Here is a 14,565-nt window from a genome sequence, read left to right as displayed (position 1 = left end):
CGCGCCTGCCTGTTTCCTTTTCCCCTGCGAGGAATGTCCCGATGAGCATGCCCACGATACGACACATCCGCGCGCTGACGGTGCGCGGCGGCGGCGCCGACTACCACGACCAGGGCGCGGACCACTGGATCGACGATCACATCGCGACGCCGATGGCGCGTTACCCCGAATACCGGCAGAGCCGGCAGTCGTTCGGCATCAACGTGCTCGGCACGCTCGTGATCGAGATCGAGGCGAGCGACGGCACGGTGGGTTTCGCGGTGACGACGGGGGGCGAGATCGGCGCGTTCATCGTCGAGCGCCATCTGGCGCGTTTCATCGAAGGTCAGCGCGTGACCGACATCGAGAAGATGTGGGATCAGATGTTCCACGCGACGCTCTATTACGGACGCAAGGGCGTGGTGCTGAACGCGATCTCCGGCGTCGACCTCGCGTTGTGGGACTTGCTCGGCAAGGTGCGCGGCGAGCCGGTGCACCAGTTGCTCGGCGGCAAGGTGCGCGACGAACTGCAGTTCTACGCGACCGGCGCGCGGCCGGACCTCGCGAAGGAGATGGGGTTCATCGGCGGCAAGCTGCCGCTGCATCATGGTCCGGCGGAGGGCGACGACGGCTTGCGCCGCAACCTCGATGAACTGGCCACGATGCGCGAGCGCGTCGGCGCCGATTTCTGGTTGATGCTCGACTGCTGGATGAGCCTCGACGTGCGCTATGCAACCCGGCTCGCGCACGAGGCGCACGCCTATGGGCTCAAGTGGATCGAGGAGTGCCTGCCGCCCGACGACTACTGGGGTTATGCGCAATTGCGCCGCGCGGCGCCGCCCGATCTGCTCGTGACGACGGGCGAGCACGAGGCGACGCGCTGGGGCTTCCGCATGTTGCTCGAGATGGGCTGCTGCGACATCATCCAGCCCGACGTCGGCTGGTGCGGCGGAATGACGGAACTCGTCCGCATTTCGGCCCTCGCCGACGCGCATGGCGTGCTGGTGGTGCCGCACGGCTCGTCGGTCTACAGCTATCACTTCGTGACGACGCGGCACAACAGCCCGTTCGCGGAATTCCTGATGATGGCGCCGCAGGCGGATCGCGTCGTGCCGATGTTCGATCCGCTGCTGCTCGACGAACCGGTGCCGAGCGGCGGACGGATGAAGGTGCCGGACACGCCCGGGTTCGGTGTGCGGCTCAATCCGGCCGTGCGCACCGAACGGCCCTACACGCACTGAGCCGCCGCGATGAAACTGCTCGAGAACAAGGTGGTCGTCGTCACCGGCGGCTCGCGCGGCATCGGCCGGGCGATCGCGCTTGCATGCGCGCGGCATGGCGCCGACGTCGTCGTCAATTACTGGGCCAACCCGCTGCTGCCGGCGCAGTCGGATCACGCGCTCGACGCGCTGATCGACGAGATCGGGGCGACCGGCCGGCGCGCGCTCGCGGTGCCGGGCGACATCGCGCGGCCGGACACCGCGGACGAACTGGTCGAGCGGGCCGTCGACGCGTTCGGCCGGATCGACGTGCTGGCGAGCAATGCGGGGATCTGCCCGTTCCACGCGTTCCTCGACCTGCCCGCCGACCTGCTGCGACGCACGATGGAGGTCAACCTGCACGGCGCGTTCCACGTGGCCCAGGCGGTCGCGCGCCAAATGGCCAGGCAAGGCGACGGCGGCGCGATCGTCGCGACCAGTTCGATCAGCGCGCTGGTCGGCGGCGGCATGCAGACGCACTACACGCCGACGAAGGCCGGCGTGCATGCGCTGATGCAGTCGTGCGCGGTCGCGCTCGGCCCGCACCGGATCCGCTGCAATTCCGTGCTGCCGGGCACGATCCGCACCGAGATCAACGAAGCGGATCTCGCGGCGCCCGGCAAGGCCGAGTACTTCGAGCAGCGGATTCCGCTCGGCCGCCTCGGCGAGCCCGACGACGTCGCGGACTGCGTGGTGTTCCTCGCGTCGGACCTGGCACGCTACGTCAACGGCGCGGCGCTGCTCGTCGACGGCGGCCTGTACGTGAACCTGCAATGAAGGGGGCGGAGATGGAGACGATCGCGTTCAGGATGCGGCTGCATCGCGGGCGCAAGGACGAGTATCGGCGGCGCCACGACGCGATCTGGCCGGCGCTCGCCGACGCGCTGCGCGCGGCCGGCATCGCGGACTACTGGATTTTCCTCGACGACGAAACGGATTGCCTGTTCGCCGTCCTGAAACGCCCGGCTGGGCACCGGATGGCCGAGCTCGCGCAGGCCGACGTGATGCGCCGGTGGTGGGCGTACATGGCCGACCTGATGGCGACGGACGAGGACGGGCGGCCGCTCGAAAAACCGCTGGAACCGATGTTCCATCTCGCGTGACCGTCAGGAGGCGTAATGCAGGTCGTCGATCCACATGTGCATTTCTGGGATGCCGATGCGTTGAGCTACGGCTGGCTCGACCGCGCGCAGCCGGCGTTCTCCGGGCCGGTGGCCGCGCTGCCGCGCGCCTATGGCCCGGCCGATCTGCGCGCGGACGCGGGCGAGATCGATGTCCTGAAAGTCGTGCACGTCGAGGCGATCCATGACGCGTGGACCACGCCGAGCGAGGTCGAATGGCTGCAGGCGCTCGCGGATGCGCCGGCGAGCGGCGGCATGCCCGAGGGCATCGTCGCGGGCGTCGACCTGTCGCGTGCCGACGCGCCCGCGCGGCTCGAGGCGGCCGCCGCCTGCGCGAACGTGCGCGGTATTCGTCAGGTGCTGAACCGTCACGCGAACCCCTGGTACAACTACGTCGACCGGGACTATCTCGACGATCCCGGCTGGCGCGCGCATTTCGGGTGGCTCGCCCGGCTCGGGCTGTCGTTCGACCTGCAGCTCTATCCGTCCCAGGTCGAGGCCGCGCTGGCCCTGGTCGACGCGCATCCGGACACGGTCTTCATCGTCAATCACGCGGGCATGTTCGTCGACCGCGACAGCGTGCACGGCTATCGCGCGTGGCGTACCGGGCTGCACGGGCTCGCCCGCCGCGAGAACGTCGTGCTCAAGCTGAGCGGGCTTGCGATGTTCGATCATCGGTGGACGGTCGAGAGCTTCCGGCCCTATGTGCTCGAGGGCATCGACGCGTTCGGCGCCGCGCGATGCATGTTCGCGTCGAATTTTCCGATCGACCGGCTGCATGCCGGCTATCCGGCGCTCTGGCGAGCGTATGCGGACATCGTCGCCGGCGCGAGCGATGCGGAACGGCAGGCGCTGTTCATCGGCAATGCGGAACGGATCTATCGCCTCTGACCACTCGCCGCATGCATGGCGCCGCCCGTTGCGGCGCGCTTGACGCAAGTCAAGCCCGCCGGCCGCCCCGCCCGCGAAGATGAACCGCCATCATCGGCGGGGAGGGGCGTCGTGGAGCACCATGCGGAGGGGTTGCGGGGCGGGCGCTGGTCGCTGCCGGCGCCGGGCTGGCGGGATCTCGCCGCGATGCTGATCGTCGTCGGGTTCCTGTTGCTGGCCGGCCTCTCGGCGCACCAGATGGCCGGCCCGCTGGCGGTGGCGCCTCCCCCGGCCATTTCGCTGTCGCCCGCGGCGCTGCCCGGCTACGCGCTGCGCACCGTCGCGCGCATGTTCGCGGCACTGCTCGCGTCGATCGTCTTCACGTTCGTCTATGCGACCGCCGCGGCGCGCAGCCGTCGCGCCGAGCGCGTGCTGATCCCGCTGCTCGACGTGCTGCAGTCGGTGCCGATCCTCGGCTACCTGTCGTTTACCGTGCCGTTCTTCCTGTCGCTGTTTCCGGGGCGGATGCTCGGCGCCGAGTGCGCGGCGATCTTCGCGATCTTCACCAGCCAGGCGTGGAACATGACGTTCAGCTTCTACCAGGCGTTGCGCACGGTGCCGCTCGATCTGGACGAGGCCAGCCGCAGCTTCCGGCTGTCGGCATGGCAGCGCTTCTGGCGCCTCGACGTGCCGTTCGCGATGCCGGGGCTCGTCTGGAACGCGATGATGTCGATGTCGGGCGGCTGGTTTTTCGTGGTCGCGGCCGAGGCGATCGCGGTCGGCAGCCGGCGCGTCGACCTGCCGGGCGTCGGCGCCTTCGTCGCGCAGGCGATCGCGAATCGCGACCTCGCGGCCGTGGGTTGGGCGATCGTCGCGATGAGCGTCACGATCGCCCTGTACGACCAGTTGTTGTTCAGGCCGCTGGTCGCGTGGTCGGAGCGGTTCCGTTATGGCGATGCGTCGCCCACGGTCGCGTCGCGCAGCTGGATGCTCGACCTGTTCCACCGATCGCCATGGATCGCCCGTGGGGTCGGCCCGGTCCGGGCGGTGTTGCGCCGGGTGGCGCGCGCGCGGCTGCGCGGGTTCGTGCCGGCATGGCGCGCCCGGATCGCGCTGCCGCGCCACGCGGGCGACGTGCTCGGGTTTGCACTGTGCGGGGCGGGATGCGTGTATGCGGCGGTCGAACTGTACCGGCACGGACGTGCGACGCTCACGTGGACGGACCTGCGTGTCGTCGCGAGCGAAGGCGCGCTGACGTTCGTGCGCGTGACCGTGCTGGTCACGATCGCGTCGGCGATCTGGGTGCCGGTCGGCATCGCGATCGGTCTGCGGCCGCGCGTGGCCGCCCGCATCCAGCCGGTCACGCAGTTCCTCGCCGCGTTTCCGGCCAACCTGCTGTTTCCGGTCGCGGTGTTCGCGATCGTGCACCTGCGGCTCGAACCCCGCATCTGGCTGTGCCCGCTGATGATATTGGGCGCGCAATGGTATGTCCTGTTCAACGTGATCGCCGGGGCGAACGCGTTCCCGGCCGACCTGCGCGAAGCGGCCGCGTGCTTTCGGGTACGGCCGGCGACCTGGTGGCGACACGTGATGCTGCCCGGCGTCCTGCCGTACTTCGTGACGGGCGCGATTACCGCGTCGGGCGGCGCATGGAACGCGAGCATCGTCGCCGAGGCCGTGAGTTGGGGCAGCACGCGCCTGGATGCCGGCGGACTCGGCGCCTATATCGCGCGGATGACCGACGCCGGCGACTATCCGCGTATCGCGCTCGGCGTCGCCGCGATGTCGCTGCTCGTGATCGCGACCAACCGGGTCGTGTGGCGCCCGATGGTCGCGTTCGCGGAACGCCGCACGCGGCTCGATTGAGCCCTCAACCGATCCTTTACGCACGGGAGACGCGGGTGCCGAACCTCAGCGAAGACACCGAACGCAACGTCACGCACGCGGCGGCGCCGCCGCCCGACCCGGCGGCGGTCGTGCTCGAGATGCGGGCCGTATCCCGATCGTTCGCGGAGCCGTCCGGCGAGCCGCGGCACGTGCTGGCCGACATCGACCTCGCGCTGCACACGGGCGAGATCCTGGGGCTGCTGGGCCGCTCCGGTTCGGGCAAATCCACGCTGCTGAGGATCGCCGGCGGGCTCGTCAGACCCTCGTCCGGGACGGTGACGTATCGCGGTGCGCCGCTCGCCGGTCCGACCGACGGCATCGCGGTGGTATTCCAGACCTTCGCGCTGTATCCGTGGCTGACCGTCATCGAAAACGTCGAGCTCGGCCTCGACGCGCTGGGTCTTGCGCCGGGCGATGCCCGCGCCCGCGCGGCCGCCGCGATCGAGCTGATCGGGCTCGACGGGTTCGAATCGGCGTTTCCCCGCGAACTGTCGGGCGGCATGCGTCAGCGGGTCGGTTTCGCCCGCGCGCTCGTCAGCGAACCCGTGCTGCTGTTGATGGACGAACCGTTCTCCGCGCTCGACGTGCTGACCGCCGAAACGCTGCGCACCGACTTTCTCGACCTGTGGGATGCGCACCAGCTGTCGACGCGGTCGGTGCTGATGGTGACGCACAACATCGAGGAAGCCGTGCTCATGTGCGATCGCATCCTGGTGCTCGGCGGCGGCCCGGCGCACATCGAGGCGACGCTGAACGTGCCGCTGCCGCGCCCGCGCAGCCGGCATGATCCGGCCGTGCAGGCGATCGTCGGCAAGATCTATGCGGCGCTGACGGCACGCATCGCCGATGCGACGGCCGACCGCGCAGCGACGGGCGGTGCGCTGGCCATGAAACTGCCTAACGTGTCGAGTCACCACCTCGCCGGATTCGTCGAGACGCTCGCGGCCGCGCCGTACGACGGGCATGCGGAACTCGGCACGATTGCAGCGGCGCTCGCGCTCCGGGTCGACGCGCTCCATTCGACGGCGGCCGCGCTCCATCTGCTCGCGTTCGCCGAATGGCGCGACCGGACCATCCGGCTGAGCGCCGCGGGCCAGGTGTTCGCGCAAAGCGACGACGATGCGCGGCGGCGCCTGTTTCGCGAGCACGTCGTCCGGTTCGTGCCGCTCGCCGAGCATATCGACGAAGTGCTCGGCGAACGCGAGGGGCGTCGCGCGCCGCGCGAGCGTTTCGAACTCGAACTGGAGGATCGTCTCGATCCGCGCAGCGCGGACCAGGCGCTGCGGGTCGTGACCGACTGGGGCCGTTACGCGGGACTGTTCGACTACGACGACCACACCCGCACGTTCGGCCGCTGACCGTCACGGCGATGGGGCGGCCCGGCCGTGTGCCGGCGGGATTCGCCCCGCGCGCCTACGCGCGCAGTGCGGCGAGCAGCGGCGACCAGAACGCGCGGCTGCCATATGCGGCGGCGTCGCGGTCGGTATCGAAGCGGACGGCGATCGCCGCTTCGGCTTCGGTCAGCGGATCGGCCTGCTCGATCTGCCGGGCCAGCACGGCGGTGTCGGCATCGGAGGCATCGTGCCCGCGTGCCGCCCGGGCAGCGACACGCACGGCAAGCGTTGCCGGGCTCGCGGTGAAATCCAGTATCGCGACGCGCACGCCGAGCCGTGCGGCGAGCGCGATGAACGCTGCCCGGTGGCACCCGCGCAGGAACGTGGCGTCGACGATCGCCGTGTAGCCGCTGTCGAGCACTACGCGAGCCGTCGAAAGCAGTCCGTCGTAGATCTCGTCGATCGCCGTGTCCGAATACGCATTCGAGGGCAGGCGGGTGCCGGCCGAGGCGCCGGCCACGCGCTTGCGTGTGTCGTCGCTGGACAACCGGATCGCGCCGAGCCGCTCGGCCAGTGCGCGGCTGGCCAGCGATTTGCCCGAGCCGGACAGCCCGTGACACAGGAGCAAAACCGGTTGCGCATCGCGTCGTGCGTCGGCCATTGCCGACGCCGTGCGCAGATAGCGCTCGCGCGCCGCTTCGTCGCCGCGCAGCCGGGCGGTCAGCGCGCGCACCAGCGCACGGTAGACGAAGTAGCACGGCAGCACGCCCAGTGCCGCGGGGTCGCCCGTGCGTGCCAGCCAGCCGGAAAGGAGGCGCCGGGCGCAATCCTCGCGTCCGTGGGCGGAGAAATCCATCAGCGCGAACGCGAGATCGCTCGCCACGTCGATCCAGCGCAGCGCGTCGTCGAATTCGATGCAGTCGAACATCAGGATCCGGTTCCGCCAGCGCACGATGTTGTCGAGATGCAGATCCCCGTGGCACGCGCGCACGAAACCGCGCGATTGCCGAGCGGCGAGCAGCGGCGCGATGCGGATCAGCTCGGCGTCGTACCAGGCGCGCAGCGCGGCTTCGTCCGGCACCGTGACGTCGAGCGTGTCGAGCAAGGGGCGGCACTGGGCCGCGACGCCGGCGGCGCTACCGGGATGGCCGCGCGGCGCACGGCGCGGCGCATGCAGATGGTGGCGGGCCAGCGTATCGGCGAGGGCGTCCGCATCCGCGAGACCGTCGTCGTGCGATGCGCTGCGAGCCGACAACATCGCGTGCGCGTCGAAACGGCGCATGCGTACCACGTATTCGCCCGGCACCGTCCGCTGCCGGCGCCCGCCGGTCGGCACCGGTGCCCCGAACGCGCAGCGCCGGCCGTGCGCGAGGAGCGGCCAGACACCCAGGTACAACGGGCCGGCAAACGGCCGGTTGAGCGTGCATTCCGCGAGCGCGCAGCGGCGCCGCCGCGCCGGCCGCACGAGATCCACGAAGGCGAAGCGCACCGGCTTGATGCGCTTGTACGCATAGCGCCCGGCCAGATAAACGACGGACAGATGGGTTTCGATCCGCTCGATCCGGCCCGCGGGGTGCGGATAGGTGGCAGGTCGGCGCATGGCGCGATCGAATTGCGTCGACTGTCGTCGCGTGTTTCCGCGACTCGGCACGAACGGGGGATGCGGCGCTCGGGACATGATGAACGAATGGGTTGTACGGGTGCGTCTGCGCGTTGCCGCACCCGGCGGGTTGGATTCGACCCGAGCCTGCGCGCTCCCGTCTGCCCGATGTCGCCGGACCGGCAGGCCGGGCATTGCCGACTCGATGAGCCGTATTGCAGCCGAGCGCGGCGCATTCCGGCTTGATGCCGGTCAAGCCGGAGGCGCGAAAGCGCGCTTGATGCAGGTCAACCGCGGCCGCCGACGCGGCGCATACAGTCGGCTGTGGCGCCTGCGTCAAGCGGCGCGCGACCATGTGCGGCATTCACGGCCTCATTCACGGCCCGAGAGGCATTGACGATGAAACGACGAGCGTTCGCGATGATCGTGCTGCTCGCGCTGGGCGCCTGCGCCGGCGCGGAGCGATCCGCGACATTCAGGACGATGGAAACACGACTGCTCGCGATGCGTCAGGCCGCATCGCTGCCGTGTTCGACACCGTCCGAATGCGACCGAGCGTGGAGCCGCACGCGGCGCTACGTCCAGGCGCATTCGTCGACCCGGATCACGCGATTCGGTGCGGACCGGATCGAGACGGCGCAACCGTATGCGGCGGGACAAGTCTATCTCTGGGCGTCGCGCGTGGAATCGGGCGGCGGCGGCGCGGTGATCCGGCTCAAGGCGATGTGCAAGGGCATGTACGACACCGACGGCGGCCCCGGCTGGCAATACGATGTGTGCGCGCGGAAGATCCTTGAAATCGAGCAGGGCTTCCGGCCTGATGAGAACCCGCCGAGCTAGCGTCGGATGCCGCCGATTCCGGGCCACGCGGTGCCGCGCCTCCCGGTCGGCCGGATGCCGGCCGCTCGGGCCCGCATGCCGCGGCTGCCGCCAGTCTCCGCGCGTGCTGGTTTCATCGCGGCTTCAAACCGTTGACCCCGGTCAACGCGCGCCGGCGGCGAGCGCCGATGATGGAAGCGAATCCGGACGCCGCTCGCGCGTCCGTTCCTCAGCGAGGCCCGCATGTACACGACGATCATGGTTGCGACGGATGGCAGTCCTACCGCGAATCAGGCGCTCGACGCAGGCCTGAGGATGGCCAAAGTGTGCGGCGCCCGCCTGTTCGCCGTGTTCGTCGTCGACAAATCCGCGCTGCTCGCCTACCGCGGCCGCATCGAGCCGGAAGCCTTGCTCGACGAGATCCGGCGCCATGGCGCCGCGATCTTGCACGATGCCGACCGGACGATCGCGCGCGCGGCCGTCAACGGCGAGACGGACCTCGTCGAGACCGATTTCGGTCAGGATGTCGCGGCGCGCCTGCAGCGCTACGTCGTCGATCATTCGATCGATCTGGCCGTGGTCGGCACGCATGGTCGACGCGGTGTCCGGCGGCTGGTGCTCGGCAGCGTCGCCGAGCGCTTCCTCCGCGCATCGCGTTGCCCGGTCCTGCTCGTGCGCGGCGAGGATGCCGCGCACGCGACGGTCGCGGCGGCCTAGTCCCGCCGTCGGCCCGTGCGTTACCCGCCCAGGTGATCATCATGCAGATCTCGTTTCCTTCCGAACATCCGACGTATTGCGACCTCGATTCCGCACTGAGCTTTCCGGCGCTCGTCGAGGGCCGCCGCGTACGCTGCGCGATCACCGCGGCCGCGCTGGAAGATCATTTCCGCGCGGCATCCCCTCGCGAGCCGGACCTCGTCGATGCATTCGCACGCCATCGTCCCGCGATCGAGCGCGCCGCGCGCTGCCTGCTCGAGGAAATCGGCGGTCGGCCGATCCTGCTCCACAGCGGCCATTTCCGGTTCTGCACGTAATCGGCCGCCGCCCTTGACGCGCATCAAGCGCGTGCCGGGGCGCGGAGGTACGCTGGAATTCGAACGATCAGTCGTCCCACGCGCGGCATGCGGTGCCGCGCCGTCCGGTCTTCATTGCGGTCGCTGCTGCCGGGACGAGCGCACCGGCTGCACGTCATCCCTATGAGGAGTGCGAATCATGAGCAACATGACGCGTTACGATCCGTTTTCGATCGAACCCGTGGCCGATCTGTTCCAGGGTCTGTTCAGGCCGCTGCGCGGCATGACGCTGGCCGACGAGCCCGATCTCGCATCGATGAAGATCGACGTCACGGAAAACGACAAGGCGTACACGGTGAACGCGGAGCTGCCCGGCGTCGCGAAGGACGACATCGACGTCCAGGTGACAGGCAACACCGTATCGATCCACGCGAAGATCGAGCGCAACAACGAGCAAAAGGACGGTGAGCGCGTGATCCGGCGCGAGCGCTACAGCGGTGCGATCAGCCGCTCGTTCTCGCTGTCCGGCGACATCGACGATGCGAACGCGAAGGCGACCTATCAGGATGGCCTGCTGTCGCTGACGCTGCCGAAGAAGGCGCCGGTCGGGCAGAAGAAACTGGCGATCAGCTGATCGGACGACGGGCAACGGGCGATGCGGGCACGCGTCGCCCATCGGGAGGATCCGGCGCGCGGAGCGATCCGCGCGCCGTCTTGCAGGCGCGGCCGCTGCCGTGCTCACGCATGCGAGGGCGCACTGCCGGTCCGATAGCCGACCGTCTGCGCGAGGATCGGCAACTCGTCCTCGTTCAGCCGCAGCGCGTCGGCGAGCGTGCGGTGATTGATCCAGCCGCGCACGACGGTGCCGAGGCCGGCCGCCGCGCAGTACAGCGAGACGTTCTGCGCGATGGCGCCGGCCGCGATTGCCGAGAACACGTCGCGTTGCTGGGGCGGCATGTCGAGTATCGCGGCCGTCCGGACGACGTAGACGAGATCCAGCGGCGCGCGGCCGACGAAGTCCTGATAGCCGGTCAGGTTGCGCGCATCGACGGCATGCTTGAGCACGAGCCGGTGCGCGGGCGCATCGTAACGATAGACGCCGCCAGGCAGCGCCACGTAGATGTCGATTTCGTTGAATGCGTGCGCGGACGGCGCGGTTCGGCCGCCGCTTGCCGGCCGGTTGATGCCGTCCGCCGCCCACAACAGCGTGCCGAGCGTCACCGGCGGGAGCGGCGCGGCGGCGAATTCGCGGGAACTCATGCGGGTCGCGAGCGCGGCCATCAGCGGCACGTCGTTGTCGAGCATCGGGCGCGGCAGGTCGATGATCTCCGGCGAGTCGCCCTCGGGCGACGCCGGCCGCGCGGCGGGCGCCGGCGAATAGGCCAACAGGTGCGGTGCGGTCATGCGAGTCTCCTTGAAGCGTGATTGCGCGTGCCTGGAACCTCGCGCATCGGCGATCTCACGATAAGGCGGCTGGGCCGTATCGGCTTGACTTCCGTCAAGCAGCGCACCGGCCGGCCACGACTTGCGGCGTGCGGCATCCGTTGACCTGCATCAGCGACCGGGCGCCGCGCGTGTGCAACGCTGACGACGTGCGGCGGACAGGCGCGCCGCGGCTCACAGGAGAGCAGACGATGAAAACCGACAAGCAGTTGAAGCAGGATGTCCAGGACGAACTGGAGTCCGACCCGTCGATCGATTCGACCCGCATCGGCGTCGAGGTGGCCGACCGGATCGTGACGCTTTCGGGTCATCCGCCGAGCTACGCGGAGAAGCTGGCGATCGAGCGTGCGGCGAACCGCGTGGGCGGCGTCAAGGCGCTCGTCGTCGACATGACCGTGCATCTGCCGGACGACGACGTGCGCACCGACGAGGACATCGCGAAAGCGGTGCGTTCGGTGCTGCACTGGACGGTCGGGCTGCACGACGACGCGGTCAAGGTGCAGGTCGAGCGCGGCTGGATCACGTTGTCGGGCAGGGTCGACTGGGCGTACCAGAGCCACCTGGCCGTGCGCGCGATCTCGCAGATGCGCAGCGTGACGGGCGTGACCGACCACATCGCGGTGCAGGGCACGGTCGGTTCGGACGACATCGGCGGCAACATCAAGCGCGCGATCATGCGTCACGCGGAGCGTGAGGCGAAGCACATCGCGATCGACGTGCACGACGGTACCGTGCGGCTGTCCGGCAAGGTCGGCTCGTTTTCCGAACGCAAGGCCGTGCGGGGTGCCGCGTGGTCCGCGCGCGGCGTGCGTGCCGTCGTCGACGACCTGGTGGTCGAGTAAGTCCGGCAGGCGGACGGGCGGTCCACGGCGATCCGGCAGGGTCGCCGGATGACGCTTTCAGGTGCATTTCACGAAACGGGCGGGGCGGTTGCGATCGAGACGGTCGCGGCCGCAACGGGCGGCTTCCGCTGCCGGCCCCACGTCACGCTCGAATCACCGGACGGTATCCGCGGGCGGACGTTCGAGCACGGCGGGACGCACGGGATCGAGCGCGAAGCCGCGACGGATTCGCTGCGCGCCCGGGTCGTCCGCGCCCGACTATTGCGTTTGCCGCGTCTTGCGCGAGACGCGCCGGTGCCGCGCGCGCTTTCTCCGGCAGGCACGCACATGTCGTTCCGGCTGCCGGACATGACGGGCGACCGCATCGGTCACGGTCGGAAAGAAGCTGGCCGCGCCGAATGCGTCGAACAGGCCGTAGGCGCGCAGGCGATCCTTCACCGGCCCCTTCATTTCCGCGAAATTCATCGCGATGCCGCGCTCCCCGAGTTCCTCGCGCAGCGCGACGAGCCGGTCCGCGGCGCTGACGTCGATGTCGGTGACGGGCTCGGCGGCGATCACGATTCGCGTGACCGGGCCGGCCGCTCGTGCGATCGCGGCATCCAGATGCTCGCAGAAGATCTCGACGTTCGCATAGAAGAGCGGCGCATCCCATCGAAACAGCACGAGCCCCGGCGTTTGCACGGCGTCGGGATGCCGCGCGACGTCGTGATAGCCGCGCACGCCGGTCAGCCGGCCCAGCACCGCGTCGTACGGGTGCCAGGCCCGCCAGACGAACGACAGCAGCGACAGTGCACTGGCGAGCAGGATGCCTGGCACGACGCCCATGCCGATCACGCCGGCGAAGCACAGCATCGAGATCAGGCATTCTCCGCGGCGCATCCGGTACAGCCGGACGACGCCGCGGACGTCGGCGATGCCGAACGCCGCGTAGATCACGACCGCGGCCAGCGCGGTGCGCGGGACGAACGTCAGCAGCATCGGCGCGGCAACGAGCAGTATCGCGATGCACGCGGCGGCGACGACGTTCGTGACCTGGCTTTGCGCGCCCGCGGCGATCGCGACCGGCGTGCGGGACGCGCTGCTGCTGACCGCGCAGCCCTGCGTCACGCCGGCCAGCAGATTGGCCGCGCCCAGTGCGATCAGCTCTTGGTTGCGGTCCGGCGCATCGCCCGCCCGTACGGACAGCGCGCGCGACAGCATGCTGATGTCGGCGAACGACACCAGCGCGACGGCGATCGCGCCGGACGCGAGTGCGCCCACGTCGGCCAGCGAGACGGCCGGCAGGTGCGGGGCGGGCAGGCCGGCCGGCAACGCGCCGACCGTCGCGACGCCGTGCAACGGCGGCAGGCGAGCGACGAGCGTTGCCGCCAGCACGGCGACCAATATGCCGGGCCCGCGCGGCGTCACGCGTTTGATCAGGAAAATGGCTGCCAGCACCGCGGCGCCGAGCAGGCCGGCGGCGAGGGAAAAACGGCCGTCGGCGAAGGCGTGCGCGATGCGCGGCAAGCTGGACAACACGTCGCTGCCCGACACGGGCATGCCGAACAATTCGGGCAACCGCCCGACGACGAGCGCGATCGCGATGCCGTTCAGGTAACCGTACTGGATCGGGCGCGACAGCAGGTCGGTGACGAAACCGAGACCGAGCGCACCGAACAGGATGCAGATCGCGCCCGCCGACAGCGCCAGCGCGCCCGACAGCGCGATCGCGCGCTGCGGATCATGGGCGGCGAGCGGGGCGATGGCACCCGCGATCAGCGCCGCCAGCGCGGAATCGGGGCCGAGAACGAGGATCCGGCTCGGGCCGAGTAGCGCATAGGCGAGCAATGCGGCGATCGATGCATGGAGGCCCGTGATGGCGGGCAGCCCGGCTGCCTGCGCGTAGCTCATGCCGACCGGCACCAGGATGGCCGAAAGCGCAATTCCCGCGTACAGGTCGCGCGCGAGCCACGCGCGCCGATAGTGCGCGAGCAGCGCCACGCCCGGAAGCATGCGGGCAACCCTTCCGGAAAACGGGCGGTTCATCGCGGCTTCATCGGGACAAGGTCGGGGCGCAAGGGTTGCCGTGCCCCGACAGGCAGCCGTTCATTGAAAGGTGGCCGCTCTCGAACGGACGCGCGACACCGCGCGGCGACAGCGGCCGTCGCACCGGCGACGGCTGCCGATGCCCGCCGCCGCGATGCCGGGCATCACGCCGCCTTGAGCGCGGCAAGCTGCAGCGCCTGGGCGAAGCGGGCCAGCGTGGCGATCGATCCCGTCACGCTTTCGTACCGCTCGCGCCCGATCTGTCCGTCGAGTATCACCAGCATGCCGGCGTCCCGGGCGAGGGCGACGAGTGCCAGCGTGTCGAGCGCTGCCGTGTCGGACGCGGCAACCCGCATCCCCGAATCGGAACGAT

The 14,565-nt window shown here is 69.9% G+C and carries 15 protein-coding genes; 11 read left to right on the top strand and 4 right to left on the bottom strand.

Annotation, left to right across the window (positions count from 1 at the left end; all coding sequences use genetic code 11):
- The first annotated feature begins 41 nt into the window (after positions 1–41).
- From rhmD to AC0KUR_RS09280, 6 genes are all read left to right on the top strand, one after another.
- Positions 42–1,220: an L-rhamnonate dehydratase gene (gene rhmD, locus AC0KUR_RS09305; RefSeq protein ID WP_034192099.1), complete on the top strand. Its 1,179-nt coding sequence runs from the start codon at positions 42–44 to the stop codon at positions 1,218–1,220.
- A 9-nt stretch (positions 1,221–1,229) separates the two neighbouring features.
- Complete coding sequence (locus AC0KUR_RS09300; RefSeq protein WP_343726830.1) at positions 1,230–2,015, top strand: SDR family NAD(P)-dependent oxidoreductase; 786 nt, start codon at positions 1,230–1,232, stop codon at positions 2,013–2,015.
- Positions 2,016–2,026: 11 nt separating this feature from the next.
- Positions 2,027–2,341 carry an L-rhamnose mutarotase gene (rhaM, locus tag AC0KUR_RS09295; RefSeq protein ID WP_049032029.1) on the top strand — a complete coding sequence of 105 codons (315 nt, stop codon included), beginning with the start codon at positions 2,027–2,029 and terminating at the stop codon, positions 2,339–2,341.
- A 15-nt stretch (positions 2,342–2,356) separates the two neighbouring features.
- Entirely contained in the window at positions 2,357–3,250 is an 894-nt protein-coding gene (locus AC0KUR_RS09290) for an amidohydrolase family protein (RefSeq protein ID WP_049032028.1), read from the top strand.
- A gap of 111 nt (positions 3,251–3,361) precedes the next feature.
- Positions 3,362–5,095 (top strand): ABC transporter permease, encoded by a 1,734-nt coding sequence (locus tag AC0KUR_RS09285; protein WP_473375751.1) that lies wholly within the window; start codon positions 3,362–3,364, stop codon positions 5,093–5,095.
- 119 nt (positions 5,096–5,214) lie between these two features.
- Complete coding sequence (locus tag AC0KUR_RS09280) at positions 5,215–6,474, top strand: ABC transporter ATP-binding protein (protein WP_473375902.1); 1,260 nt, start codon at positions 5,215–5,217, stop codon at positions 6,472–6,474.
- A 55-nt stretch (positions 6,475–6,529) separates the two neighbouring features.
- Here the strand turns inward: AC0KUR_RS09280 and AC0KUR_RS09275 are convergent, their stop codons facing one another.
- The gene (locus AC0KUR_RS09275) at positions 6,530–8,128 is read right to left on the bottom strand and encodes a bifunctional aminoglycoside phosphotransferase/ATP-binding protein (protein WP_059560935.1); all 1,599 of its coding nucleotides are present in this window, start codon (positions 8,126–8,128) and stop codon (positions 6,530–6,532) included.
- 321 nt (positions 8,129–8,449) lie between these two features.
- On the opposite strand from AC0KUR_RS09275, the gene AC0KUR_RS09270 reads away from it, so the two are divergent.
- From AC0KUR_RS09270 to AC0KUR_RS09255, 4 genes are all read left to right on the top strand, one after another.
- Complete coding sequence (locus AC0KUR_RS09270; protein WP_069706180.1) at positions 8,450–8,890, top strand: hypothetical protein; 441 nt, start codon at positions 8,450–8,452, stop codon at positions 8,888–8,890.
- Positions 8,891–9,112: 222 nt separating this feature from the next.
- Complete coding sequence (locus tag AC0KUR_RS09265) at positions 9,113–9,586, top strand: universal stress protein (RefSeq protein WP_034192104.1); 474 nt, start codon at positions 9,113–9,115, stop codon at positions 9,584–9,586.
- 41 nt (positions 9,587–9,627) lie between these two features.
- Entirely contained in the window at positions 9,628–9,903 is a 276-nt protein-coding gene (locus AC0KUR_RS09260) for a DUF1488 family protein (protein ID WP_034192175.1), read from the top strand.
- 178 nt (positions 9,904–10,081) lie between these two features.
- Positions 10,082–10,516 (top strand): Hsp20/alpha crystallin family protein, encoded by a 435-nt coding sequence (locus tag AC0KUR_RS09255; protein WP_034192105.1) that lies wholly within the window; start codon positions 10,082–10,084, stop codon positions 10,514–10,516.
- Between the two features lie 104 nt (positions 10,517–10,620).
- On the opposite strand, the gene AC0KUR_RS09250 is transcribed toward AC0KUR_RS09255, so the two are convergent.
- Positions 10,621–11,286 carry a nitroreductase family protein gene (locus AC0KUR_RS09250; protein WP_034192106.1) on the bottom strand — a complete coding sequence of 222 codons (666 nt, stop codon included), beginning with the start codon at positions 11,284–11,286 and terminating at the stop codon, positions 10,621–10,623.
- 230 nt (positions 11,287–11,516) lie between these two features.
- Here AC0KUR_RS09250 and AC0KUR_RS09245 point away from each other — a divergent pair, with 230 nt between their 5' ends.
- Positions 11,517–12,167 carry a BON domain-containing protein gene (locus AC0KUR_RS09245; protein ID WP_034192176.1) on the top strand — a complete coding sequence of 217 codons (651 nt, stop codon included), beginning with the start codon at positions 11,517–11,519 and terminating at the stop codon, positions 12,165–12,167.
- Between the two features lie 258 nt (positions 12,168–12,425).
- Here AC0KUR_RS09245 and AC0KUR_RS09240 read toward each other — a convergent pair whose 3' ends face one another.
- Together AC0KUR_RS09240 and AC0KUR_RS09235 are read right to left on the bottom strand one after the other, a co-directional pair.
- Positions 12,426–14,192, bottom strand: a complete 1,767-nt coding sequence (locus tag AC0KUR_RS09240; protein ID WP_034192107.1) for a SulP family inorganic anion transporter — start codon at positions 14,190–14,192, stop codon at positions 12,426–12,428.
- A 164-nt stretch (positions 14,193–14,356) separates the two neighbouring features.
- Positions 14,357–14,548 (bottom strand): hypothetical protein, encoded by a 192-nt coding sequence (locus tag AC0KUR_RS09235; protein ID WP_226193873.1) that lies wholly within the window; start codon positions 14,546–14,548, stop codon positions 14,357–14,359.
- Between the last annotated feature and the right edge of the window lie 17 nt (positions 14,549–14,565).

It is taken from the genome of Burkholderia sp. YHN3-13 (genome assembly GCF_055810675.1).
The sequence above is the reverse complement of the archived record's forward strand: the minus strand, read 5'-3'. Positions and strand labels throughout refer to the sequence as shown.

Excerpts from the sequence above, each read along its gene's own strand:
- AC0KUR_RS09300 (WP_343726830.1), top strand. The coding sequence starts at position 1,230 with ATGAAACTGCTCGAGAACAAGGTGGTCGTCGTCACCGGCGGCTCGCGC.
- AC0KUR_RS09265 (WP_034192104.1), top strand. The coding sequence starts at position 9,113 with ATGTACACGACGATCATGGTTGCGACGGATGGCAGTCCTACCGCGAAT.
- AC0KUR_RS09255 (WP_034192105.1), top strand. The coding sequence starts at position 10,082 with ATGAGCAACATGACGCGTTACGATCCGTTTTCGATCGAACCCGTGGCC.
- AC0KUR_RS09260 (WP_034192175.1), top strand. The coding sequence starts at position 9,628 with ATGCAGATCTCGTTTCCTTCCGAACATCCGACGTATTGCGACCTCGAT.
- AC0KUR_RS09275 (WP_059560935.1), bottom strand. The coding sequence starts at position 8,128 with ATGTCCCGAGCGCCGCATCCCCCGTTCGTGCCGAGTCGCGGAAACACG.
- AC0KUR_RS09270 (WP_069706180.1), top strand. The coding sequence starts at position 8,450 with ATGAAACGACGAGCGTTCGCGATGATCGTGCTGCTCGCGCTGGGCGCC.
- AC0KUR_RS09235 (WP_226193873.1), bottom strand. The coding sequence starts at position 14,548 with ATGCGGGTTGCCGCGTCCGACACGGCAGCGCTCGACACGCTGGCACTC.
- AC0KUR_RS09245 (WP_034192176.1), top strand. The coding sequence starts at position 11,517 with ATGAAAACCGACAAGCAGTTGAAGCAGGATGTCCAGGACGAACTGGAG.
- AC0KUR_RS09290 (WP_049032028.1), top strand. The coding sequence starts at position 2,357 with ATGCAGGTCGTCGATCCACATGTGCATTTCTGGGATGCCGATGCGTTG.
- rhaM (WP_049032029.1), top strand. The coding sequence starts at position 2,027 with ATGGAGACGATCGCGTTCAGGATGCGGCTGCATCGCGGGCGCAAGGAC.
- AC0KUR_RS09280 (WP_473375902.1), top strand. The coding sequence starts at position 5,215 with ATGCGGGCCGTATCCCGATCGTTCGCGGAGCCGTCCGGCGAGCCGCGG.
- AC0KUR_RS09240 (WP_034192107.1), bottom strand. The coding sequence starts at position 14,192 with ATGAACCGCCCGTTTTCCGGAAGGGTTGCCCGCATGCTTCCGGGCGTG.
- AC0KUR_RS09250 (WP_034192106.1), bottom strand. The coding sequence starts at position 11,286 with ATGACCGCACCGCACCTGTTGGCCTATTCGCCGGCGCCCGCCGCGCGG.
- rhmD (WP_034192099.1), top strand. The coding sequence starts at position 42 with ATGAGCATGCCCACGATACGACACATCCGCGCGCTGACGGTGCGCGGC.